The sequence below is a fragment of the Pseudomonas sp. NPDC087690 genome (genome assembly GCF_044743175.1).
Classification (GTDB): domain Bacteria; phylum Pseudomonadota; class Gammaproteobacteria; order Pseudomonadales; family Pseudomonadaceae; genus Aquipseudomonas.
The window spans coordinates 581,821-602,570 of the sequence record NZ_JBIUVX010000001.1 but is presented as its reverse complement, the minus strand read 5'-3'; the positions used below and the strand labels follow the sequence as shown (position 1 = coordinate 602,570).

General features: G+C 60.4%; 13 protein-coding genes and 2 riboswitches. Of the genes, 8 read left to right on the top strand and 5 right to left on the bottom strand.

Translation table 11 applies throughout. The features are described 5' to 3' along the window. Positions 1-40 precede the first annotated feature (40 nt). Positions 41-3,751: a methionine synthase gene (metH, locus tag ACIPIZ_RS02770; RefSeq protein WP_401163834.1), complete on the bottom strand. Its 3,711-nt coding sequence runs from the start codon at positions 3,749-3,751 to the stop codon at positions 41-43. Positions 3,752-3,907: 156 nt separating this feature from the next. Here metH and ACIPIZ_RS02765 point away from each other — a divergent pair, with 156 nt between their 5' ends. The 3 genes from ACIPIZ_RS02765 (at position 3,908) to nfuA (ending at position 8,063) form a co-directional block, all read left to right on the top strand. Continuing rightward, on the top strand, positions 3,908-6,214 hold the full coding sequence (locus ACIPIZ_RS02765) for a fatty acid cis/trans isomerase (protein ID WP_122660644.1): 2,307 nt from the start codon (positions 3,908-3,910) through the stop codon (positions 6,212-6,214). A 184-nt stretch (positions 6,215-6,398) separates the two neighbouring features. Beyond that, positions 6,399-7,421 carry an acyltransferase family protein gene (locus ACIPIZ_RS02760; RefSeq protein ID WP_401163831.1) on the top strand — a complete coding sequence of 341 codons (1,023 nt, stop codon included), beginning with the start codon at positions 6,399-6,401 and terminating at the stop codon, positions 7,419-7,421. Positions 7,422-7,478: 57 nt separating this feature from the next. Next, complete coding sequence (gene nfuA, locus ACIPIZ_RS02755) at positions 7,479-8,063, top strand: Fe-S biogenesis protein NfuA (RefSeq protein WP_007912592.1); 585 nt, start codon at positions 7,479-7,481, stop codon at positions 8,061-8,063. 162 nt (positions 8,064-8,225) lie between these two features. Here nfuA and cobM read toward each other — a convergent pair whose 3' ends face one another. The 4 genes from cobM to ACIPIZ_RS02735 all read right to left on the bottom strand — a co-directional run bounded on the left by cobM (position 8,226) and on the right by ACIPIZ_RS02735 (position 10,374). After that, positions 8,226-8,972 carry a precorrin-4 C(11)-methyltransferase gene (cobM, locus tag ACIPIZ_RS02750; RefSeq protein ID WP_401163829.1) on the bottom strand — a complete coding sequence of 249 codons (747 nt, stop codon included), beginning with the start codon at positions 8,970-8,972 and terminating at the stop codon, positions 8,226-8,228. A gap of 81 nt (positions 8,973-9,053) precedes the next feature. Beyond that, the gene (locus tag ACIPIZ_RS02745) at positions 9,054-9,467 is read right to left on the bottom strand and encodes a cobalamin biosynthesis protein (RefSeq protein ID WP_105708974.1); all 414 of its coding nucleotides are present in this window, start codon (positions 9,465-9,467) and stop codon (positions 9,054-9,056) included. After that, complete coding sequence (locus tag ACIPIZ_RS02740) at positions 9,464-10,165, bottom strand: CbtA family protein (protein WP_064390277.1); 702 nt, start codon at positions 10,163-10,165, stop codon at positions 9,464-9,466. Before ACIPIZ_RS02740 ends, ACIPIZ_RS02745 begins: the two co-directional genes overlap by 4 nt. Positions 10,166-10,176: 11 nt before the next feature. Continuing rightward, on the bottom strand, positions 10,177-10,374 hold the full coding sequence (locus tag ACIPIZ_RS02735) for a CbtB domain-containing protein (RefSeq protein WP_064390276.1): 198 nt from the start codon (positions 10,372-10,374) through the stop codon (positions 10,177-10,179). Positions 10,375-10,495: 121 nt separating this feature from the next. Next, positions 10,496-10,718: riboswitch (cobalamin riboswitch) on the bottom strand. 919 nt (positions 10,719-11,637) lie between these two features. Next, positions 11,638-11,850: riboswitch (cobalamin riboswitch) on the top strand. A 98-nt stretch (positions 11,851-11,948) separates the two neighbouring features. On the opposite strand from ACIPIZ_RS02735, the gene cobW reads away from it, so the two are divergent. The 5 genes from cobW to ACIPIZ_RS02710 all read left to right on the top strand — a co-directional run bounded on the left by cobW (position 11,949) and on the right by ACIPIZ_RS02710 (position 20,736). Further along, positions 11,949-13,022 (top strand): cobalamin biosynthesis protein CobW, encoded by a 1,074-nt coding sequence (gene cobW, locus ACIPIZ_RS02730; RefSeq protein WP_105708975.1) that lies wholly within the window; start codon positions 11,949-11,951, stop codon positions 13,020-13,022. A gap of 3 nt (positions 13,023-13,025) precedes the next feature. After that, the gene (gene cobN / locus ACIPIZ_RS02725) at positions 13,026-16,874 is read left to right on the top strand and encodes a cobaltochelatase subunit CobN (RefSeq protein ID WP_401163825.1); all 3,849 of its coding nucleotides are present in this window, start codon (positions 13,026-13,028) and stop codon (positions 16,872-16,874) included. Between the two features lie 237 nt (positions 16,875-17,111). Next, entirely contained in the window at positions 17,112-18,122 is a 1,011-nt protein-coding gene (locus ACIPIZ_RS02720) for an ATP-binding protein (protein WP_401163823.1), read from the top strand. Continuing rightward, positions 18,041-18,778: a VWA domain-containing protein gene (locus ACIPIZ_RS02715; protein WP_401163821.1), complete on the top strand. Its 738-nt coding sequence runs from the start codon at positions 18,041-18,043 to the stop codon at positions 18,776-18,778. The genes ACIPIZ_RS02720 and ACIPIZ_RS02715 overlap by 82 nt, the downstream gene beginning before the upstream one ends. A 398-nt stretch (positions 18,779-19,176) precedes the next feature. After that, the gene (locus tag ACIPIZ_RS02710; protein WP_401163820.1) at positions 19,177-20,736 is read left to right on the top strand and encodes a transporter associated domain-containing protein; all 1,560 of its coding nucleotides are present in this window, start codon (positions 19,177-19,179) and stop codon (positions 20,734-20,736) included. Positions 20,737-20,750 lie beyond the last annotated feature (14 nt).

Genomic DNA, 20,750 nt, shown 5'->3' with positions numbered 1-20,750 from the left:
CCGACGCCGGTTAAACCGGCGCCGGGATTGAGCCGAGTGATCAGTTGTCGTAACCGAGGTTCGGTGCCAGCCAGCGCTCGGTTACGCTCAGCTCCTGGCCTTTGCGCGAGGTGTAACTTTGCACTTGATCCTTGTCGACCTTGCCCACGGCGAAGTATTGCGCTTGCGGATGGGCGAAGTACCAGCCACTGACTGCTGCGGCCGGGAACATCGCGTAGTGCTCGGTGAGGAACACACCGCTGCGTCCTGCGCGCATTTCGGCGGCTTCAGGGTCGAGCAGGGTAAACAGTGCGGCTTTCTCGGTGTGATCCGGGCAGGCCGGATAACCCGGCGCAGGGCGAATACCGCTGTACTGCTCTTTGATCAGCGCTTCGTTGTCGAGGGTTTCGTCCTTGGCGTAACCCCAGTGCTCTTTGCGCACTTGCTGGTGCAACCATTCGGCGCAAGCCTCGGCGAGACGGTCGGCGAGGGCTTTGACCATGATCGAGTTGTAGTCGTCGCCAGCGTCCTGATAGGCCTTGGCCACTTCTTCGGCGCCGATGCCAGCGGTGGTGATGAAACCACCGACGTAGTCGGTCACTTCGCTGTCCTTCGGTGCAACGAAGTCGGCCAGCGAGAAGTTCGGCTTGCCGTCGGTCTTGATGATCTGCTGGCGCAGGTGATGCAGTTTTGCCAATGGCTGGCCATCATCGCCGTACAACTCGATATCGTCGTCATGCACCTGATTGGCCGGCCAGAAGCCGAATACGGCGCGGGCGCTGATCAGCTTCTCGTCGATCAACTTGGCGAGCATTTCCTGCGCGTCTTTGTACAGCGAAGTCGCGGCTTCACCGACCACTTCGTCTTCGAGGATGCGCGGGAATTTGCCGGCCAGGTCCCAGGAAATGAAGAAAGGCGTCCAGTCGATGTATTCAGCGAGGACTTTCAGGTCGATGTTGTCCAGAACCTTGCTGCCGGTGAATGTCGGCTTGACCGGCTGGTAAGACGCCCAGTCGAACTGTGGCTTCTTGGCGATCGCGGCGGCATAGCTCAGGCGTTCGGTGCGCGCGCTGCGGTTCGAGGTGCGTTCGCGCACATCGACGTATTCCAGGCGCGTCTTCTCGACGAAACCGGCCTTCAGTTCCTTGGACAGCAGCTGTGTCGCGACGCCGACCGCACGCGAGGCGTCGGTCACGTAGACCACCGCATCGTTGCTGTACTTCGGCTCGATCTTCACTGCCGTGTGCGCCTTGGAGGTGGTCGCGCCACCAATCATCAGCGGCAGGTGGAAATCCTGACGCTGCATCTCGCGAGCAACATGGACCATCTCGTCAAGGGATGGCGTGATCAGACCGGACAGGCCGATGATGTCGCACTTCTGCTCTTTGGCCACTTGCAGAATCTTCTCCGCCGGGACCATCACACCGAGGTCGACGATGTCGTAGCCGTTGCAACCGAGCACTACACCAACAATGTTCTTGCCGATGTCGTGCACGTCGCCTTTCACGGTTGCCATCAGAATCTTGCCCTTGGCTTCCGGTTTGTCGCCTTTTTCCAGTTCGATGAACGGGATCAAGTGGGCCACGGCCTGCTTCATCACACGGGCGGATTTCACCACTTGCGGCAGGAACATTTTGCCGGCGCCGAACAGGTCACCGACGATGTTCATGCCGGACATCAGCGGGCCTTCGATCACTTCGATCGGGCGGGCGAACGACTGGCGCGACTCTTCGGTGTCTTCAACGATGTGCGTGGTGATGCCCTTGACCAGCGCATGCTCAAGACGCTTGTTGACCTCCCAGCTGCGCCACTCTTCGGTCTCGGCTTCCTTGACGCTGCCGTCGCCCTTGTACTTGTCGGCGATGGCGAGGAGGGCGTCGGTGCCTTCCGGCGTGCGGTTGAGGATCACGTCTTCAACGGCGTCGCGCAGTTCCTGCGGGAACTGGTCGTAGATCTCCAGTTGACCGGCGTTGACGATGCCCATGGTCAGACCGGCGCGGATCGCGTACAGCAGGAACACCGAGTGGATCGCCTCACGCACCGGGTTGTTGCCACGGAACGAGAACGACACGTTGGACACGCCGCCCGAGGTTAGCGCATACGGCAGTTCGTCGCGGATGTAGGCGCAGGCGTTGATGAAATCGACCGCGTAGTTGTTGTGCTCTTCGATACCGGTGGCGACGGCGAAGATGTTCGGGTCGAAGATGATGTCTTCCGGCGGGAAGCCGACTTCGTTGACCAGAATGTCGTAGGAGCGTTTGCAGATTTCTTTCTTGCGCGCTTCGGTGTCGGCCTGGCCGGCTTCGTCGAACGCCATCACCACCACTGCGGCGCCATAGCGCTTGCACAGTTTGGCGTGGTGGATGAACTGCTCGACGCCTTCTTTCATGCTGATCGAGTTGACGATGCCCTTGCCCTGAATGCATTTCAGGCCGGCTTCAATCACTTCCCATTTCGACGAGTCGATCATGATCGGTACGCGCGAGATGTCCGGCTCACCGGCGATCAGATTGAGGAAGGTCACCATGGCCTTCTTCGAATCGAGCATGCCCTCGTCCATGTTGATGTCGATCACCTGCGCGCCGGCTTCTACCTGTTGCAGGGCGACTTCCAGGGCTTCGGTGTAGTTGTCTTCACGGATCAGACGGGCGAATTTTGCAGAACCGGTGATGTTGGTACGCTCGCCAACGTTGACGAACAACGAGCTGCGATCGATGGTGAACGGCTCCAGACCCGAGAGGCGGCAAGCCTTGGGGATGTCCGGAATCTGCCGCGGCGCATAACCGGCGACGGCTTTGGCGATGGCTTCGATGTGCCCCGGCGTGGTGCCGCAGCAGCCGCCAACGATATTGAGGAAACCGCTCTGGGCGAATTCTTCAATGACCTTGGCGGTTTCCGACGGCAGTTCGTCGTACTCGCCGAATTCGTTCGGCAGGCCGGCGTTCGGGTGCGCGGAAACGTGGGTGCTGGCCTTGTTCGACAGTTCTTCCAGGTATGGACGCAACTCACTGGCGCCGAGCGCGCAGTTGAGGCCGACGGAGATTGGCTTGGCGTGCGCCACCGAGTTCCAGAACGCTTCGGTGGTCTGGCCCGACAAGGTGCGGCCGGAGGCATCGGTGATGGTCCCGGAAATCATGATCGGCAGTTCGATGTGCAGCTCTTCGAACACGCCTTGCACGGCGAAGATCGCCGCTTTGGCGTTGAGGGTGTCGAAAATGGTTTCGATCAGGATCAGGTCGGCGCCGCCCTCGATCAGGCCTTTGGTGGCTTCGGTGTAGTTTTCCACCAGCTCATCAAAGGTGACGTTGCGGTAGCCCGGGTTGTTGACGTCCGGCGACAGCGAGCAAGTACGGCTGGTCGGGCCGAGCACGCCGGCAACGAAACGCGGCTTGGCTGGGTTCTCGGCGGTCTTGGCGTCGGCAATCTTGCGCGCCAGACGTGCGCCTTCTACGTTTAACTCGTAGGCCAGTTCTTCCATGCCGTAGTCGGCCATGGAAATACGCGTGGCGTTGAAGGTGTTGGTTTCGAGAATGTCGGCGCCGGCATCCAGATAGGCTTTCTCGATGCCACCGATGACATCGGGACGAGTGATCACCAACAGGTCGTTGTTGCCCTTGACGTCACTTGGCCAGTCAGCAAAGCGTTTGCCCCGATAATCCTGCTCTTCGAGCTTGTAGCTCTGGATCATCGTGCCCATACCGCCGTCGAGTATCAGGATGCGCTCTTTGAGAGCTTGCTTGAGAGCTTGAAGACGGACGCTGCGATCGGACATTTGGACTACTCGGAAAGACCATTACGAAGGAGCGGGATCATAACAAACCTGTGCGGTTTTAGAGCATGTGGCGCTTTTGCATGAATATCGCTCATGATGGTACGGGCGTCATAATGTAGAATCGCGGCGTTTTTTTAAAAATTCGGGATCAGCAGCATGTCTTACCGCGTCATTGGTTTTGTGTTGCTGTTTCTCAGCTGGAGCGCCATGGCGCAAGAGCCAGCGGTTGCTCCTGCAATTTCCCCTTCTATTTCGTACGTCCGCGACATCCAGCCAATCTTCACCGAGAAGTGCGTGGCCTGCCACGCCTGCTACGACTCCGCCTGCCAGCTCAATCTCGGCAGTGGCGAGGGCGCAGCCCGTGGTGCGAGCAAAATGCCGGTGTATGACGGCGAGCGCACTGTCGCGGCGCCGACCACCCGATTGTTTTACGACGCCTTCGGCAAGCGCGCCTGGCAGCAAAAGGACTTCTATTCGGTACTCGACGCCCAAGGCAGCCAAGCGGCGTTGATGGCGCGGATGCTGGAGTTGGGGCACAAGACGCCGCTGACGCCCAACGCGAAACTTCCCGAAGACATCGTCTTGGGTCTGAATCGGGCAAACCAGTGCGCCATGCCCGCCGAATTCGAGGGTTACGCCGGGGCGCACCCGAAAGAAGGCATGCCGCTGGCAGTCACTGGCCTGACCGATCAGCAATACCAGACCTTGCAACGCTGGCTCGCCTCTGGTGCGCCGATTGACGAACAAGGCCTGGCGCCGAGCGCTAAAGAATCCCTGCAAATCGTCCAGTGGGAAAATCTGTTCAACAGCCCCGGTGCCCGCGAAAGCCTGGTTGGCCGTTGGTTGTACGAACACCTGTTCCTCGCGCACCTTTATTTCAAGGACGGCGAGCCGGGGCATTACTTCCAATGGGTGCGTTCGCGCACGCCGACTGGCCAGCCAATCGACCTGATCGCCACCCGCCGCCCGAACGACGATCCGGGTACGCAGGTGTATTACCGCTTGTGGCCGGTGCAAGGGGTGATCGTGCACAAAACCCACATCACCTACCCGCTGAGCGCGGCGAAGATGGCGCGGGTCAAAAGCCTGTTTTACAGCGGCAACTGGCAGGTCAATGCCTTGCCGGGCTACGGCCCGCAGAGCCGCGCCAATCCGTTCGCCACGTTTGAAGCGATTCCGGCGCAGGCGCGTTATCAGTTCATGCTCGATAACGCCGAATATTTTGTCCGCACCTTTATTCGTGGACCCGTGTGCCGTGGGCAGATCGCGACCGACGTAATCCGCGACAACTTCTGGGCGCTGTTCCAGGCGCCGGAACACGACTTGTACATCACCGATCCGAACTATCGTGGCCAGGCCACGCCGTTGCTGGCGATGCCGGGGCAGAACGACGACGTCGGCAGCGTGTTGAGCCTGTGGCACAACTATCGCGACAAACGTAATGAATACGAGGCGTTGCGTCGCGACAGCTATGCCGAAGTCCCTGCGCCAAGTTGGTCGACGCTGTGGGCGGGCAACGACAACGCGTTGCTGAGCATTTTCCGCCACTTTGACAGTGCTTCGGTGACCAAGGGCTTGATCGGCGAAGTGCCGCAGACGATGTGGTTGTTCGACTACCCGCTGCTTGAACGCACCTATTACCAGTTGGCGGTCAACTTCGACGTGTTCGGTAACGTCTCCCACCAGGCGCAGACTCGCCTGTATTTCGACTTGATCCGCAACGGCGCCGAGCAGAATTTCCTGCGCCTGATGCCGGCCGATTCGCGCGAGGACTATCTGGACGATTGGTACCAGAACAGTGGCCAGTTCAAGATGTGGCTCGATTACGAAGCGATTGACGACGATAAGCCGACTGCGCTGAAGCTCGACGAAAAAGACCCGAAATACGACTTCGCCATGCAATTGCTGGCGCGTTACGGCGATCTCAATGCGCGGCCGGATCCGATCAATCGCTGCGACGGCGCTTACTGCTCGCGGCCGAATATCGACCCGGCGTTGCAAAATGCCGAACAGGCCTTGAGTCGCCTGACTTCACGCCCGGCGGCCGGTTTGAAGGTGATTGATCAGTTGCCGGAAGCGACGATGCTGCGCGTCGAAACCGCCAGCGGCAAACGCGAGGTCTACAGCCTGCTGCGCAATCGTGCACACAGCAACGTGGCGTTCCTGCTCGGTGAGTCGCTGCGCTATCAGCCTGGACTGGACACGATCACCATTTTCCCGGGCGTGCTCAGCAGTTATCCGAACTTCATCTTCAACATCCCTGCCGATCAGGTGTCTGAATTTGTCGATGCAATGGAAAACGCCAAAGATGCCAACCGTTTCGAGAAAATCGTCGAACGCTGGGGAATTCGCCGCAGTCATCCGCAATTCTGGTTCTATTTCCACGATTTGACTCAGTACATCCACGAAACCGACCCGGTGGAAGAGGGCGTGCTGGACATGAACCGCTACGAGAATCTTTGATCGTTTGAGACAGGCTTGCTGTCCCAACTTCAAGCGACACCGCAAAACCCCTGTAGGAGTGAGCCTGCTCGCGATAGCGGAGAATAAGGCACTGGAGATGTTGAATGTGCCGCCGCCATCGCGAGCAGGCTCACTCCTGCAAGGGATCTGCGGTGGTTTCAGGACTTGTGATCGGGAGCGGGCAATGTTGATTTCAGTGCAGGCCCTGCGTGCGCTTGCCGCGTGGACGGTGGTCTGCCATCACTTCATGCAGATCTTCTTCGACTTTCAGGCGCGTGGGCCCATCGGGCAGCTGTTCATCGACAAGGGCGCGGTGGGCGTCGATATCTTCTTCGTCATCAGCGGTCTGGTGATTTTCCTCTCGACCGAAAACAAACCGCTGCCACCGGCGCGCTTTCTGCTGTACCGCCTGTTTCGCATCGTCCCGGCGTATTGGCTGTACACCCTGCTGATGGCGCTGCTGGTGGTGTTCGCCCAGCCGCTGTTGCCGGATCAGACGGTGGACTGGAACCATCTGCTGTTGTCGTTGCTGTTCATTCCCACGGAAAACCCCGGCGGCTACGGCTTCTATCCGACGCTGAATGTCGGCTGGACGCTGAATTACGAAATCCTGTTTTACGTGCTGTTTGCCTGGGCGTTGCTGTTCCGCCTGCAGGTGCGCCTGCTGGTAGTCACGGCGTTGCTGTTTGCTGTGAGTCAGGCGTGGACCGGGTTTGGCTGGATAAGCGAGTTTTACCGTTCGGACATTGTCTATGAGTTTCTGCTGGGGATCGGCATCGGCATGCTCTATCGCCGGGGCTGGATCGGTGCGGGACTGTGGCTGCCACTGACGGCCATCGTCGCGGCGTTGCTGGCGATTTATCATTTGGCACCGGCGCCGAGGCTGCTCAATTGGGGTGTACCGAGTGCGGTTCTGGTGATGGCGTGTATCTCGCTTGAGCGTTATGTCGAGCGCAGCCGTGTGCTCAAGCTGCTCGGTGATTGTTCGTATTCGGTGTATCTGATGCATGTTCTGGTGCTGTCGGCGGGCGGTTTCATCGCGCGACGCTATGGCATCAACCCGTATTTGATGTTTGTCGTGTGCGCGCTGGCGATCGGCGTCGGCTCATGGCTGAGCTACGAATGGGTAGAAAAACGCAGCTATCGCTGGCTCAAGGCGCGAATCGACGGCGCGCCCGACGAGAATCTTTCCCGACAAAAATACTAGGACTTTGTCCGGCGCAACGATTGGCGTAAACTGCGCCCAAGCCTGCGAGGAGTTTCCATGACCGCTATTACCATTACCGACGCCGCCCACGATTACCTGGCTGATCTGCTCTCCAAGCAGAACACCCCGGGCATCGGCATCCGCGTCTTCATCACCCAGCCTGGCACTCAGTACGCCGAAACCTGCATTGCCTACTGCAAGCCGGGCGAAGAAAAACCTGAAGACACCGCGCTGGGGCTGAAAAGCTTCACCGCTTATATCGATCACTTCAGCGAAGCGTTTCTCGATGACGCCGTTGTCGATTACGCCACCGACCGCATGGGTGGCCAGCTGACCATCAAGGCGCCAAACGCCAAAGTACCGATGGTCAACGCCGACAGCCCGGTCAACGAGCGCATCAACTATTACCTGCAAACCGAAATCAACCCGGGGCTGGCCAGCCACGGTGGCCAGGTCAGCCTGATCGATGTGGTTGAAGACGGCATCGCCGTGCTGCAGTTCGGTGGCGGTTGCCAGGGCTGCGGCCAGGCGGACGTGACCTTGAAGGAAGGCATCGAGCGTACTTTGCTTGAGCGCATTCCGGAGCTGAAAGGCGTTCGTGACGTGACCGACCACACGCAGAAAGAAAACGCCTACTACTAAGTAAGGTGTTCACTGCGAAGCCGTCACAAACCAGGCAATGCATTTTCCCGTGATGAGTGCATTTGTCTGGTGCCACAAGATCAAAAGATCGCAGCCTTCGGCAGCTCCTACAGGGAAACACATTCCAATGTAGGAGCTGCCGAAGGCTGCGATCTTTTGCTTTCAGGGTCTGTAAAGGTGTGCATGCCCCGCGCGGTACAGCGATGACTCGCTAAACACCTCACTCCCTAATACCCGCCCGACGAGAATCAACGCCGTACGCCGAAACCCCTTGGCCTCAACCTTCCCGGCAATATCCGCCAGCGTCCCCACCACCCAATCCTGATCCGGCCACGTCGCCCGGTGAATCACTGCAATCGGGCAATCAGCGCCGTAATGCGGCAGCAGTTCCGTCAGAATCTTGTCCAGATGATTAACGCCCAAATGAATCGCCATGGTCGCACCATGCTGCGCCAGACTGCCGAGTTCCTCACCCGCTGGCATCGCGGTCTTATCGGCATAACGCGTCAGAATCACGCTTTGTGAAATGTCCGGCAGCGTGAGCTCCGCGCCCAGCAACGCCGCGCACGCGGCCGCCGCGGTCACGCCAGGGATGATCTCGAACGGAATATTCAGCTCGCGCAGATAACGAATCTGCTCACCAATCGCGCCATACAGACTAGGATCGCCGGAATGTACCCGCGCCACATCCTGACCCTTTGCGTGGGCGGTTTTGATCAGTTCGATGATCTGTTCCAGATGCAATTCGGCGCTGTTGACTACCGTGTCAGCCTGATGACCTTCGAGCACCGTCGCCGGTACCAGCGAGCCTGCATAAATGATCACCGGGCAACTGCGGATCAGCCGCTGGCCTTTGACGGTGATCAGTTCCGGGTCGCCGGGGCCGGCGCCGATGAAGTAGACGGTCATCGTAGAATCCTGTGAAAAAGAGGCGCAGCAATCGCTTCAGATGAAGATTGCTCATGATCGATGGCGGGGATTATCGGGTTTTTACGCGGCGCCGGCCAATGCGAAGGTGGCCTGGGCGTATTTCTGCCGGGAAATCAGCAGTTTTGCCGGTGCCTGAATCAACTGTTCGGCAAGGGCCAGCGCAGCACTTTCGGCAACGCCGTAGCAACCGGTGCGTTCGTAAGCGATCTCGGAACGGTGGCTGAGTCGCTCTTGGTAACTGGCCAACTCCTCGCTGCTGAAGTACAGCAATGGCAGCGCCAGTTGTGCGGCGAGTTCCTGTAAACCGGGTTCATCGCGTTTCAGGTCGATACTGGCCAAAGCCTTCACCGCATGAAGCTCAATGCGATGTGCCTGTAACGCCTGATCCAGTAACGCGCGCAGCGTGCTGGCCGGGCAGCCGCGCTGGCAGCCCAGGCCGACCACGAAGGTCGGCGCTGCGCTGTCACTCGTCATGCGTGGTATTGACCATCGATTTTGCGGCGGAACAACCAGGCGCTGATCAGGCCCAGGGCCAGCCAGAACACTACGTTGGTCAGCTGCGAAGCGATTTTGAACTGCGCTTCCAATGCTTCAGGGGCGAGCATCGAATGCACTTGCGGCTGAGGCGCGCCGATCACGTGCGGCACGGCGAGGATCGCCACGCCGAGGATTTTCATCAACCAGTGCCGGCTGAATGCGATCAACGACAGGCCGACAGCGGTCGACGCGGCAGTACCGATCCACCACATCTGTCGCGAGGCCAGATCGGCTGCAGCGGTGCCCGGCAATTCAGGTGGCAGGCCCAGAGTGGGCGCCAGCACGAATGTTGCGTAACCGGCCAGCCCCCAGAGCAGGCCTTGCGAAGTTTTGGTCGGCGCGCGCAGGGTGTACAGACCCGCAAGCATCAGGGCGAAACCCACGGCCACCACCAGGTTGCCGCCAGTGGTCGAAACCACGCGCTGCCAGCCGTCTGCCGGCTCCCAGGCCTCGGTATCATGAGTGTGCGCAGCAGTGCCAGCGGCGTGTTCGTGGACTTCGGCAACCGGTTCGGCCTTCTCAAAGGTTTCCGCCTGGAGAATCAGCGGTGAAACCCAGAAGCTTTGCAGCAGGGTGAGGAGCAGGGCGGCCAGCAAGCCAGTGAAACCTGCAGTTTGAGCAATTCGCTTGATCATGTCGGCAGGTCTCAGTGGCACGGGAACGCGGCGCTGTGGCGGGTATCGTGCGCGGCGTTGTGCACTGCTTCGATATGCGAGAAACCGGCGAAATAGACCAGGCTGGCACCCAGAATCGACGCGAAGACAGCGGCGGTCAGGCGTTGGCTCAGGGTGGTGGTGCTGGCGATTTTGTCCGTGTTGCTGCCGGTGCTGCTGATGATCGACATGGCGCTTCCCTCTGGAGTGTCAGCGGGTGATTCAGAGCGCATAAAACCCCTGCGGGTCGAGCACGCAGGGGTTCGAACAGCGCCCGCCCACCGCGGGTTTGTTATGTTCAGCGACGCAAAATGCGTACTGTGCGTTGCGGGCCGGTCTCCGGGCTCACGAGGGGTTGGCATCTGGCCTACCTGCAAGCGTCACCTTCCCATACCGTACTGGCACAGTGGATCTGACGCTTCGCTCGCTTACCGTTGCGGGGGCAGCACCGGACTGACATGGGCTTGAGTAAAGCACATGATTCACCGGTTTCCCGTTTCACCCTGTGAAGGGCACCCGTAACAAGGTGTGTAGGAGAGCATGGGGGTGGGGTTTTGGTCAATTTTTGGGTGTATATCCGTTGCTGCGGGTGTTGCTGATTAGGGTTCCGCCCTTACGGCGGGTCACTTTTTCCAGACGCCCGGAATGCCGGCCCAGAAAAAAGTAACCAAAAAGGCTTGCTCCTACGTGCGGCCCGCTCGCTGGGGCTCGGGGTCCCTTCGCTCCGGGATCGATCCGGGCGCAGCGCCTACGGTTTGCTTCGCTGCACCTCCTCTCGCTGTGTTTGGCTGCGCCAAACGGTTGCTGCGCTCCCACGCCCGGATCAATCCCTCCACTCAGCCTTCCGACGTCGCCTTACAGATCAAGAGCTGCAGCCGAGCTAACGCTCATCCTGTTGAGTGGTAAAGAGCACAGCGTGGTCGGCTTTGGTTTTGTGGTGGATTCGCCCCTCACCCCAGCCCTCTCCCGAGGGAGAGGGAGCCGATTTTTGGGCTTTTCAAAATGCGCGTTCGACGCGGTATCGCACGTCGGCGTACCTCGCCCAAACAACTCGATCAGTCCCCTCTCCCTCCGGGAGAGGGCTAGGGTGAGGGGCTCGTGATCTGGCTTTGGCTCTTGATCTGGCTTTTGATCTGGCTTTTTTGCCCCTTCGGCAGGCCGAGCGGAGGTGTTCATCCGGGGGTAGGCGCGCAGCGCCGTGCGGCGCAGCCGCATTCATCGAGAGGAGGTGCAGCGAAGCAAACCGTAGGCGATGCCCCCGGATGGACACCGTAGCGAGGGAACACTGAGCCTCAGCGAAGTGCCGTACGCCGGGGCAAAGCCTTTTGGTTCCTTTTTGGCGTTTGAAAAAGGGACTCGCTGTAAGAGCGAAACCGCCAGCGGCAGCACCCACAGCAACGGATACGCCCCAAAAACCAAAACTCAACGCCCATTGACCCACCCTTAGACGATGCGTAGCCTTGCGCTTTCGAGGTTCTTCGGCCGCTGCCGAAGCTAAGAAGGGAACGCGGTCAATGCCGCGGCTGCCCCCGCAACTGTGAACGGCGATGTTCGCTGCCACGCCACTGCCAGCTCAACCGATGAGCCCGCGGGAAGGCGCAGCAAACGCCAGGCCCTGCGCCTGAACGCCGTCAGCCAGGAGACCTGCCTCGTCACAGATTCTCACTACAACCGGGCGGGGTGATCCGGTGGCGAACTCTCCAGGCATGCGCGTGCGTTGCCGGTTCTCGTCCCGTATGCCCGCCGCTTGCCAAAGGGCATACCGATGAAAACACTGGCCAAACTCCCCGTCACTATCGTCACCGGCTTTCTCGGCTCGGGCAAAACCACGCTGCTGCGCCATATGCTCGACAACGCCCAGGGCCGTCGCATCGCGGTGATCGTCAACGAGTTCGGCGAGTTGGGCATCGACGGTGAAATCCTCAAGCAATGCACCATCGGTTGCACCGAAGAAGAAGCCACCGGTCGCGTTTACGAACTGGCCAACGGCTGCCTGTGCTGCACCGTTCAGGAAGAATTCTTCCCGGTGATGCGCGAACTGGTCGCACGTCGCGGCGATCTCGACCACATCCTCATCGAAACCTCGGGCCTGGCCTTGCCGAAACCGCTGGTGCAAGCCTTTCAGTGGCCGGAAATCCGCAGCGCCTGCACCGTTGACGCGGTGATCACCGTGGTCGACAGTCCGGCCGTAGCCGCTGGAACCTTCGCAGCATTCCCGGATCAGGTCGATGCCCAGCGCAAACTCGACCCGAACCTGGATCACGAGTCGCCGCTGCACGAACTGTTTGCCGACCAATTGGCCAGCGCCGATCTGGTGATTCTCAACAAGGCCGACCAGACCAGCCCGGAAGACCTCGCTCGCGTGCGCGCTGAAGTCGCCGAAGAGCTGCCACCGGCGGTGAAAATCATCGAAGCCAGCAACGGTCGTCTGCCGCTGGACGTGCTCATCGGCCTTGGCGCCGGTTCCGAAGAGCACATCGACAGCCGCCACAGCCATCACGATCACCACCACGGTGAAGGCGATGACGATCACGATGACCACGATCACGACGCCTTCGATTCGATCTCCATCGAACTGCCGCAAGCCGATGAAAGCCTGCTGCTCGACGCCCTGACGCAACTGGTGGTCAAGCACGGCATCCTCCGTGTCAAAGGTTTCGCCGCCATTCCAAACAAGCCAATGCGTTTGCTGATCCAGGGCGTTGGCACGCGTTTCGACAAACATTTCGACCGCCAGTGGGGCGCTGATGAAGCGCGCGTCACGCGCCTGGTTTTGATCGGTCAGCAACTCGACGCCGCGCAACTCGAAGCGCAATTGCGCGCCGCGCTCAGCGTTTAAATCATGCACCTGCTCAGGACTCAGCCCGGCGGATTCGTCTCGGATGACAACATTGCCGACCTAGGCCAAACCCCCGCCGAGCTGGTGATCCTGTGCAGCGGCGACTCAAGCCTGGCGCTGCTCGCCGAAGCCGCGCAGCAGTTGCCGGAAGATTACCCGAGCCTGCGTCTGGCCAACCCGATGCAGGTGCAGAATCACGCTTCGGTCGATCTGTACGTCGACGAAGTGCTGCGGCATGCCAAGGTGATCCTGATTTCGCTGCACGGCGGCATTGCCTATTGGCGTTATGGCGTCGAGCGTTTGGTTGAACTGAGCGATCGTGGCGTGCAGGTGATTCTGGTGCCGGGCGATGATCGGCCCGATCCGGAACTCAGCGACCTGAGCACCGTCAACGCCGAAGATCGCGACCGGCTCTGGCAGTTTTTGCGTCAGGGCGGCATGGGCAATGCGCTGGATTTCTTCCGTTGCATGGCCAGCCGTTGGCTCGGCCGCGATTACGTCTGGGAAGAACCGCAAACCCTGCCGCGCACGGCGATTTACCACCCGACTAAAAACACCGCTGCATTGAGTGACTGGCAAGCCGAATGGCTGCCTGAGCAACCGGTTGCGGCAGTGTTGTTTTACCGCTCGCATCTGCAAGCGGCGAACACCGCGTTCATCGATGTTTTCTGCCAGCGCTTGCAGGCAGCGGGGCTTAATCCGCTGCCGATTGCGGTGGCCAGTTTGAAAGAACCCGGCTGCCTGGCGGTGGTCGAGGATTGGCTGGATGAAGTCGAGGCGGGGGTGATCCTCAACACCACCGGTTTCGCCCAGTCCAGCCCCGAAGCGCCGCATCTGCGGCCGTTTCGCCGCAACATTCCGGTTATTCAGGCGATCTGCGCGCAGGACAACGAGCCCGGCTGGCGCGACAGCGAGCAGGGTCTGGGCCCGCGCGATCTGGCCATGCACATTGCCTTGCCGGAACTCGACGGGCGCATCATCAGCCGGCCGATCAGCTTCAAGGATCTGGCCTGGCGCAGCGAGCGCAGTCAGTCCGATGTGGTCTGCTATCGCGCGCAGCCTGAGCGCATGGATTTTGTCGCTGAACTGGCGCGGCGCTGGATCGATCTGGCGCGGGTGCCGAATGGCGAAAAACGCATCGCGTTGATTCTCGCCAACTACCCGACCCGCGATGGGCGCATCGGTAACGGCGTCGGTCTCGACACGCCGGCGGCAGCGCTGAACATCCTGCGAGCATTGCAAGCCGAGGGCTATCCGATCACGGCAGAGTTGCCGGACAGTGGCACTGAGTTGATCCAGCGATTGCTCGGTGGCGTCAGCAACGATCTCGACACAATGGACCTGCGCCCGTGCCAGCAAAGTCTGGCGATGGACGCTTATTTGGCCATGTTCAATGCGCTGCCCGAAGCCAATCGCACTGCCGTGATTGAGCGTTGGGGATCGCCGCAAAACGATCCGATGTGCCGCGACGGGCGGATGATGGTCGCCGGTCTGCGCTTCGGTCTGACCTTCGTCGGCATTCAACCGGCGCGTGGTTATCAGGTCGATCCGAGCGCGGTCTATCACGATCCGGATCTGGTGCCGCCACACGGCTATCTGGCGTTCTATTTCTGGTTGCGCAACACCTACGGCGCGCACGGCGTTATTCACGTCGGCAAGCACGGCAATCTCGAGTGGTTGCCGGGCAAAGGCGTCGGCCTCTCGGAGAATTGCTGGCCGGATGCACTGCTCGGGCCGCTGCCGAATATCTATCCGTTCATCGTCAACGACCCGGGCGAGGGCGCTCAGGCCAAACGACGCACGCAAGCGGTGATCATCGATCACTTGATGCCGCCGCTGACCCGCGCCGAAACCTACGGGCCGTTGCGCAATCTGGAGCTGTTGGCCGACGAATATTACGAGGCGCAACTGCTCGATCCGCGCCGTGCCCGTGAGTTGCAGCGCGACATCCTGCAACTGGTGCGCGACACGCAGATTGATCGTGAACTGCAACTGGATGCGGGCCTGGACAGCGACGCCGATGCGGCGATCTGGCTGCCGCGTCTGGACACGTATTTGTGTGATCTGAAGGAATCGCAGATTCGCGATGGTCTGCACATTTTTGGCGAGTCACCGACGGGGCGACTGCGCATTGATACGTTGTTGGCCTTGCTGCGGATTCCGCGAGGGGACGGAAAAGGCGCGCAATCGAGCCTGCTGCGGGCATTGGCCAAGGCGTTTGAACTGGGTTTCGATCCGCTCGACTGCGCGTTGGCCGAGCCATGGACCGGCCCGTGCCCCGAAGCGCTGCAAGCGCAAAGCAACGAATCCTGGCGCACCGCCGGCGACACCCGCGAACGCCTCGAACTGTTCGCCACTCAACTGATCTCCCAGACACTGCAATCCCCTTGTAGGAGTGAGCCTGCTCGCGATAGCGGAGTGTCAGTCGCTGAAGATTTACCTGATCCACCGCTATCGCGAGCAGGCTCACTCCTACAGGGACCGCGTTGGGCGGAGGTCAGTGCAATCATTCAGAATCTGCGCGACGTCGTCGCCCCACGCCTGGACGCCTGCGGCCCGGCTGAAATGCGCGGTCTGCTCGACGCCCTCGGCGGTCGTTTTGTCCCCGCCGGCCCCAGCGGCGCACCGAGTCGTGGCCGCCTCGACGTCCTGCCCACCGGGCGCAACTTCTACTCGGTCGACGTGCGCAACCTGCCGACTACGACGGCGTGGCGCATCGGTTTCCAGTCGGCCACGCTGATTCTCGAACGGCACTTGCAGGATCACGGCGATCACCTGCGTCAACTCGGGCTGTCTGTCTGGGGGACGGCGACCATGCGCACCGGCGGCGACGACATCGCCCAGGCCATGGCCCTGATGGGCGTACGTCCGGTATGGGCGACAGGCAGTCAGCGCGTCGATGACTTCGAGATTTTGCCGCTGAGTCTGCTCGACCGTCCGCGTGTCGATGTGACCTTGCGTGTCTCGGGATTCTTCCGCGACGCCTTCGCCAACCTGATTCGCCTGTTCGATGCCGCCGTGCAAGCCGTGGCAGCGCTGGACGAGCCGGATGATCTCAATCCACTCGCCGCCAAAGTACGCGCCGAACGCGAGGCGCTGCTGCAATCGGGTCTCGATGAAGACACCGCGCGGCGTCAGGCCGGATGGCGAATCTTCGGCGCCAAACCCTGCGCTTACGGGGCCGGCGTGCAGGGCGCGATCGACGGGCGCCTGTGGCAAACCCGCGAGGATCTCGCCGAGGTCTATCTGAACTGGGGCGCTTACGCCTATGGCGGTTCGGATGAAGGCACGGCTGCCCGCGAGCAATTCGTCCAGCGCCTGAGCCAAGTGCAAGCGGTGCTGCAGAATCAGGATAACCGCGAGCACGACTTGCTCGATTCCAACGACTATTACCAGTTCCAGGGCGGCATGCTGGCTGCCGTCGAAAGCCTGCGCGGCGAAGCAGCGGCCAGTTATCACGGTGATCACAGCCAGCCGGATCTGCCGAAGATTCGCACCTTGAAAGAAGAGCTGAACCGCGTGATCCGCTCGCGGGCAGCCAATCCGAAATGGATCGATGGCGTCAAACGCCACGGCTATAAAGGCGCGTTCGAAATGGCGGCGACGGTCGATAACCTGTTTGCGTTTGATGCGACCACGCAGTTGATCGACGATCATCAATACGCGCTGCTCGCCGATGCTTATCTGCTGGATCCGGCGACTCGGGAGTTTGTTCGCGAACACAATCCCCATGCCCTGCGCGATATGACCGAACGGATGCTGGAAGCACAGCAGCGCGGGATGTGGCAGGAACCGGGGGCTTATAAAGAGGCGCTGGAGAATCTGCTGTTGGATATTGAGGAAGATATGTAGCGTCCTCAGGAAAGTCACCCCCTCACCCCAGCCCTCTCCCCCAAGGGGGCGAGGGGAAAAGGGAGCCGATTTGTGTGCTGTTCAGAATCGAAGTCAACTCGATAACTCAGGTCGGCGTACCTTGAAAGAACACCTCGGTCAGTTCCCTTTCCCTCTGGGAGAGGGCTAGGGTGAGGGCCACCCCGACTGACACACCACCACCCAAGAACACCCACGACCACGACAGAGAAAACCCAAATGACCGACACCCCGCATTTCCCGCTCTCCGCCGTGGTCGGCGCCAATGACCTGAAACTTGCTCTGTGCCTCACCGCCATCGACCCGAAAATCGGCGGTGTGCTGATCGAAGGCCCGCGCGGCATGGCCAAATCCACGTTGGCCCGAGGCCTGGCCGATCTGCTTGCCAGCGGCCAGTTCGTCACCTTGCCGTTGGGCGCCACCGAAGAGCGCCTGGTCGGCACGCTGGACCTCGATGCCGCACTGAGCGAAGGTCGCGCGCAGTTTTCTCCCGGTGTGCTGGCCAAGGCGGACGGCGGCGTGCTCTACGTCGACGAGGTCAATCTGCTGGCCGATCACTTGGTCGATCTGCTGCTCGACGTCGCCGCCAGCGGCACCAACCTGATCGAGCGTGACGGTATTTCCCATCGGCACTCGGCGAAGTTCGTCCTCATCGGCACGATGAACCCGGAAGAAGGCGAATTGCGCCCGCAATTGCTCGACCGCTTCGGTCTGAACGTTGCCCTCAGCGGCCACACCGCGCCCATCGAACGGGGCCAGATCATCCGGCGTCGACTCGATTTCGACAGTGATCCGCAAGGCTTCTGTGGGCAATGGCAAGGCGAACAACAAGCTTTGCGCACTCGTTGTGAACACGCTCGCGCGGCCTTGACCAACATTGCGCTGGACGATACTGCGTTGGCACAGATCACCGAACGTTGTTTTGCTGCCGGGGTGGATGGCCTGCGCGCTGATCTGGTTTGGCTGCGTGCGGCCCGTGCCCACGCGGCATGGCGCGGGGCAGCGGAGATTGGCGAAGAAGACATCGACGCCGTGGCCGAGTTTGCCCTGCGCCATCGTCGTCGTGAGCAACCGCCAACGGCTCCGCAACAGTCTGCACAGTCGCCGGCCGAGACTCAGGCCACAAAGCCGAGCGAAGGGCAGGGCGAGTGGGGCGACATGCCTGCGCCCGCCTTAGCCACTGGCGCCCGCCGCGAAGTGCCGAGCTGGCCGCTACCAAAAAAGCCGTAAGCATTCGCCCCCGATCCGCAGCGGGGGCGAATGCCAAACCCCGGGCCGGACAACTGGACGGTGGACGTCAGGGCAAACGCCATGCGGCCCGCAGCGGTACGGTGAACTGGCCGGGCACCTTGCTCAATGGGCGTCCTCGAGTGCGTGAAGATCTGCTGTTCCAATTGCGCACGCGTTCGCCCCATGAACTGTGGCTGGTGATCGTCGATGCGTCGGCTTCGACTCGTCGTCATCATGCCTTGAGGGACGCCAAGGGCTTGCTCGCGCAGTTGTTCGATGACGCCTATCGACAGCGTGCGCGGTTGGCATTGTTGACCGCCAGTGGCACCACGCCGAAATGGCAGGTGCAGGGTTTGAAAGCGTCCAGCGGACTGCTCGTCTGGCTTGATCAGTTAGGCGCGGGTGGCGGCACACCGTTGCTGGCGGCGCTGGCGCAGGCACAGCAATGGTTGACGGTTCGGCGCAAGCGCTTTCCTGCCGAACAACAGCGATTGCTGGTGGTCACCGATGGGCGCTTGAAGGATCTCGGTGCGATGTCGGCAGTAGCCTGTCCGGGGCTGTTGATCGACATTGAGCGCGGGCCGATTCGACTAGGGCGGGCCAAGGAACTGGCGGCGGCGCTCGAGGCGGATTATCGGCATATCGACGAACTTTGAAGGTTGCGGTGTCTGAGCGGGCCTCTTCGCGGGCAAGCCCGCTCCCACAGGGTTCGATGTCAAACCAAGCATCACATTCACATCTGAGACTTCTGTGAGAGCGAGCCTGCTCGCGAAGCTTTTCAGCTTGATACAGATTTTGAAATGATTTGCCGCTGTAGGAAATGTTCCCAAAGCCTGTACGCTCCAAGGCCATTTTTCATTCAGGATTTGCATGAACACCCTCTTGGAACCTCCCAGTTGTAGTTCCCCCACGCGCCATTGCGCGGTCTTGACGCACTCGCAGCATCCGGTTTTCCGACACCCGACTATCGTTGTTAACGCGGCTCTTGAGCCTTCGCGTTGCGCTTTGCCGTGTCCGGCAGCCTGAATTCACTGAAGAGAGATCGAGACGTTTTATGGAATGGTTAGCGGATCCCACGGCCTGGTTAGGCCTGTTGACATTGATCGTGCTGGAACTGGTGCTGGGTATCGACAACCTGGTGTTCATCGCAATCCTTGCGGACAAACTGCCACCGCATCAACGTGACCGCGCGCGGATCATCGGCCTGTCGTTGGCACTGATTATGCGTCTGGGCCTGTTGGCGAGCATTTCCTGGCTGGTCACCCTCACGCAGCCGTTGTTCGAAGTCTTCGACAAGAGCTTCTCCGGCCGTGACTTGATCATGCTGTTCGGTGGTGTGTTCCTGTTGTTCAAAGCAACGATGGAATTGCACGAACGCTTGGAGGGTCACATTGGCGAACGGTCGACGAATACCGCGTATGCCTTGTTCTGGCCGATCGTCGCGCAGATCGTGGTGCTCGATGCAGTGTTCTCTCTCGACGCGGTGATTACCGCCGTGGGCATGGTCGATGAGCTCGCGGTGATGATGATCGCGGTGATCATTTCCATTGGCCTGATGATCGTTGCCAGCAAACCGTTGACGCGCTTCGTCAACGCCCACCCGACGGTGATCATGCTGTGTCTGGGCTTCTTGATGATGATCGGTTTTGCCCTGACCGCTGAAGGTTTGGGCTTCCACATCCCGAAAGGTTATCTGTACGCGGCCATCGGTTTCTCGATCCTGATCGAGGTGTTCAACCAGATTGCCCGCGCCCGACGCAAGCGTTCGATGCAGGGCCTGCGCCCGATGCGCGAGCGCACGGCCCACGCGGTCATGCGCTTGCTCGGTGGGCGCAAGTTGGCGGTGGAAGAGGTTGGCGAGGAGATTTCCGACCTGCTGGATGATGGCGAGGCACCGACTGCCGAGCTGTTTGATCGCCGCGAACGAGTGATGATCAGTGGCGTGCTGCAACTGGCGGAGCGCCCGATCCGCGCCCTGATGACCGTGCGCGCCGATGTCGACAGCATCGATCTGGCTGATGACGCGGAGGCGATTCGTACGAAGTTGATGCATTCGTCCTACTCGCGCCTGCCGTTGATTCGTGACGGTGCGGTGGATGAACCCTTGGGTTTCGTGCACAAGAAAGAATTGCTCAAGGAATACTTGGCCGGTAATGAACCGAATCTGGAGCATTTGGCCCGCAAGACCGTCAATCTGCTCGACAGCTACTCGATTCTGAACGCGCTGGAGCAAATGCGCGGTGCGTCGACGCACATCGCCTTCGTGGTCAATGAATTCGGTGATTTTGTCGGTGTGTTGACCATGACCGACATCCTTGAATCGATTGCCGGTGAGCTACCCGATGCCAGTGAAATCGAAGGCCCGGACGTCGTCGAAGAGCAGGGCGGATTTATGGTCAGCGGTGCATTGAACCTGACGCGGGTTCGCCAGCGCACCGGTTTTGGCGCTGAGCCGACCGAGGATTACCAGACCATGGCCGGGTTGGTGATGAGCCTGCTGGACCGCTTGCCGATGAAAGGTGATTGTCTGACGCATGAAGGTTGGCAAATGACCGTTCTGGCGGTTGAGGAGCGGCGGGTGACGCGGGTGTTGTTGGTTCCCGAGGCCGCGTAATACCGAAGCCAGCT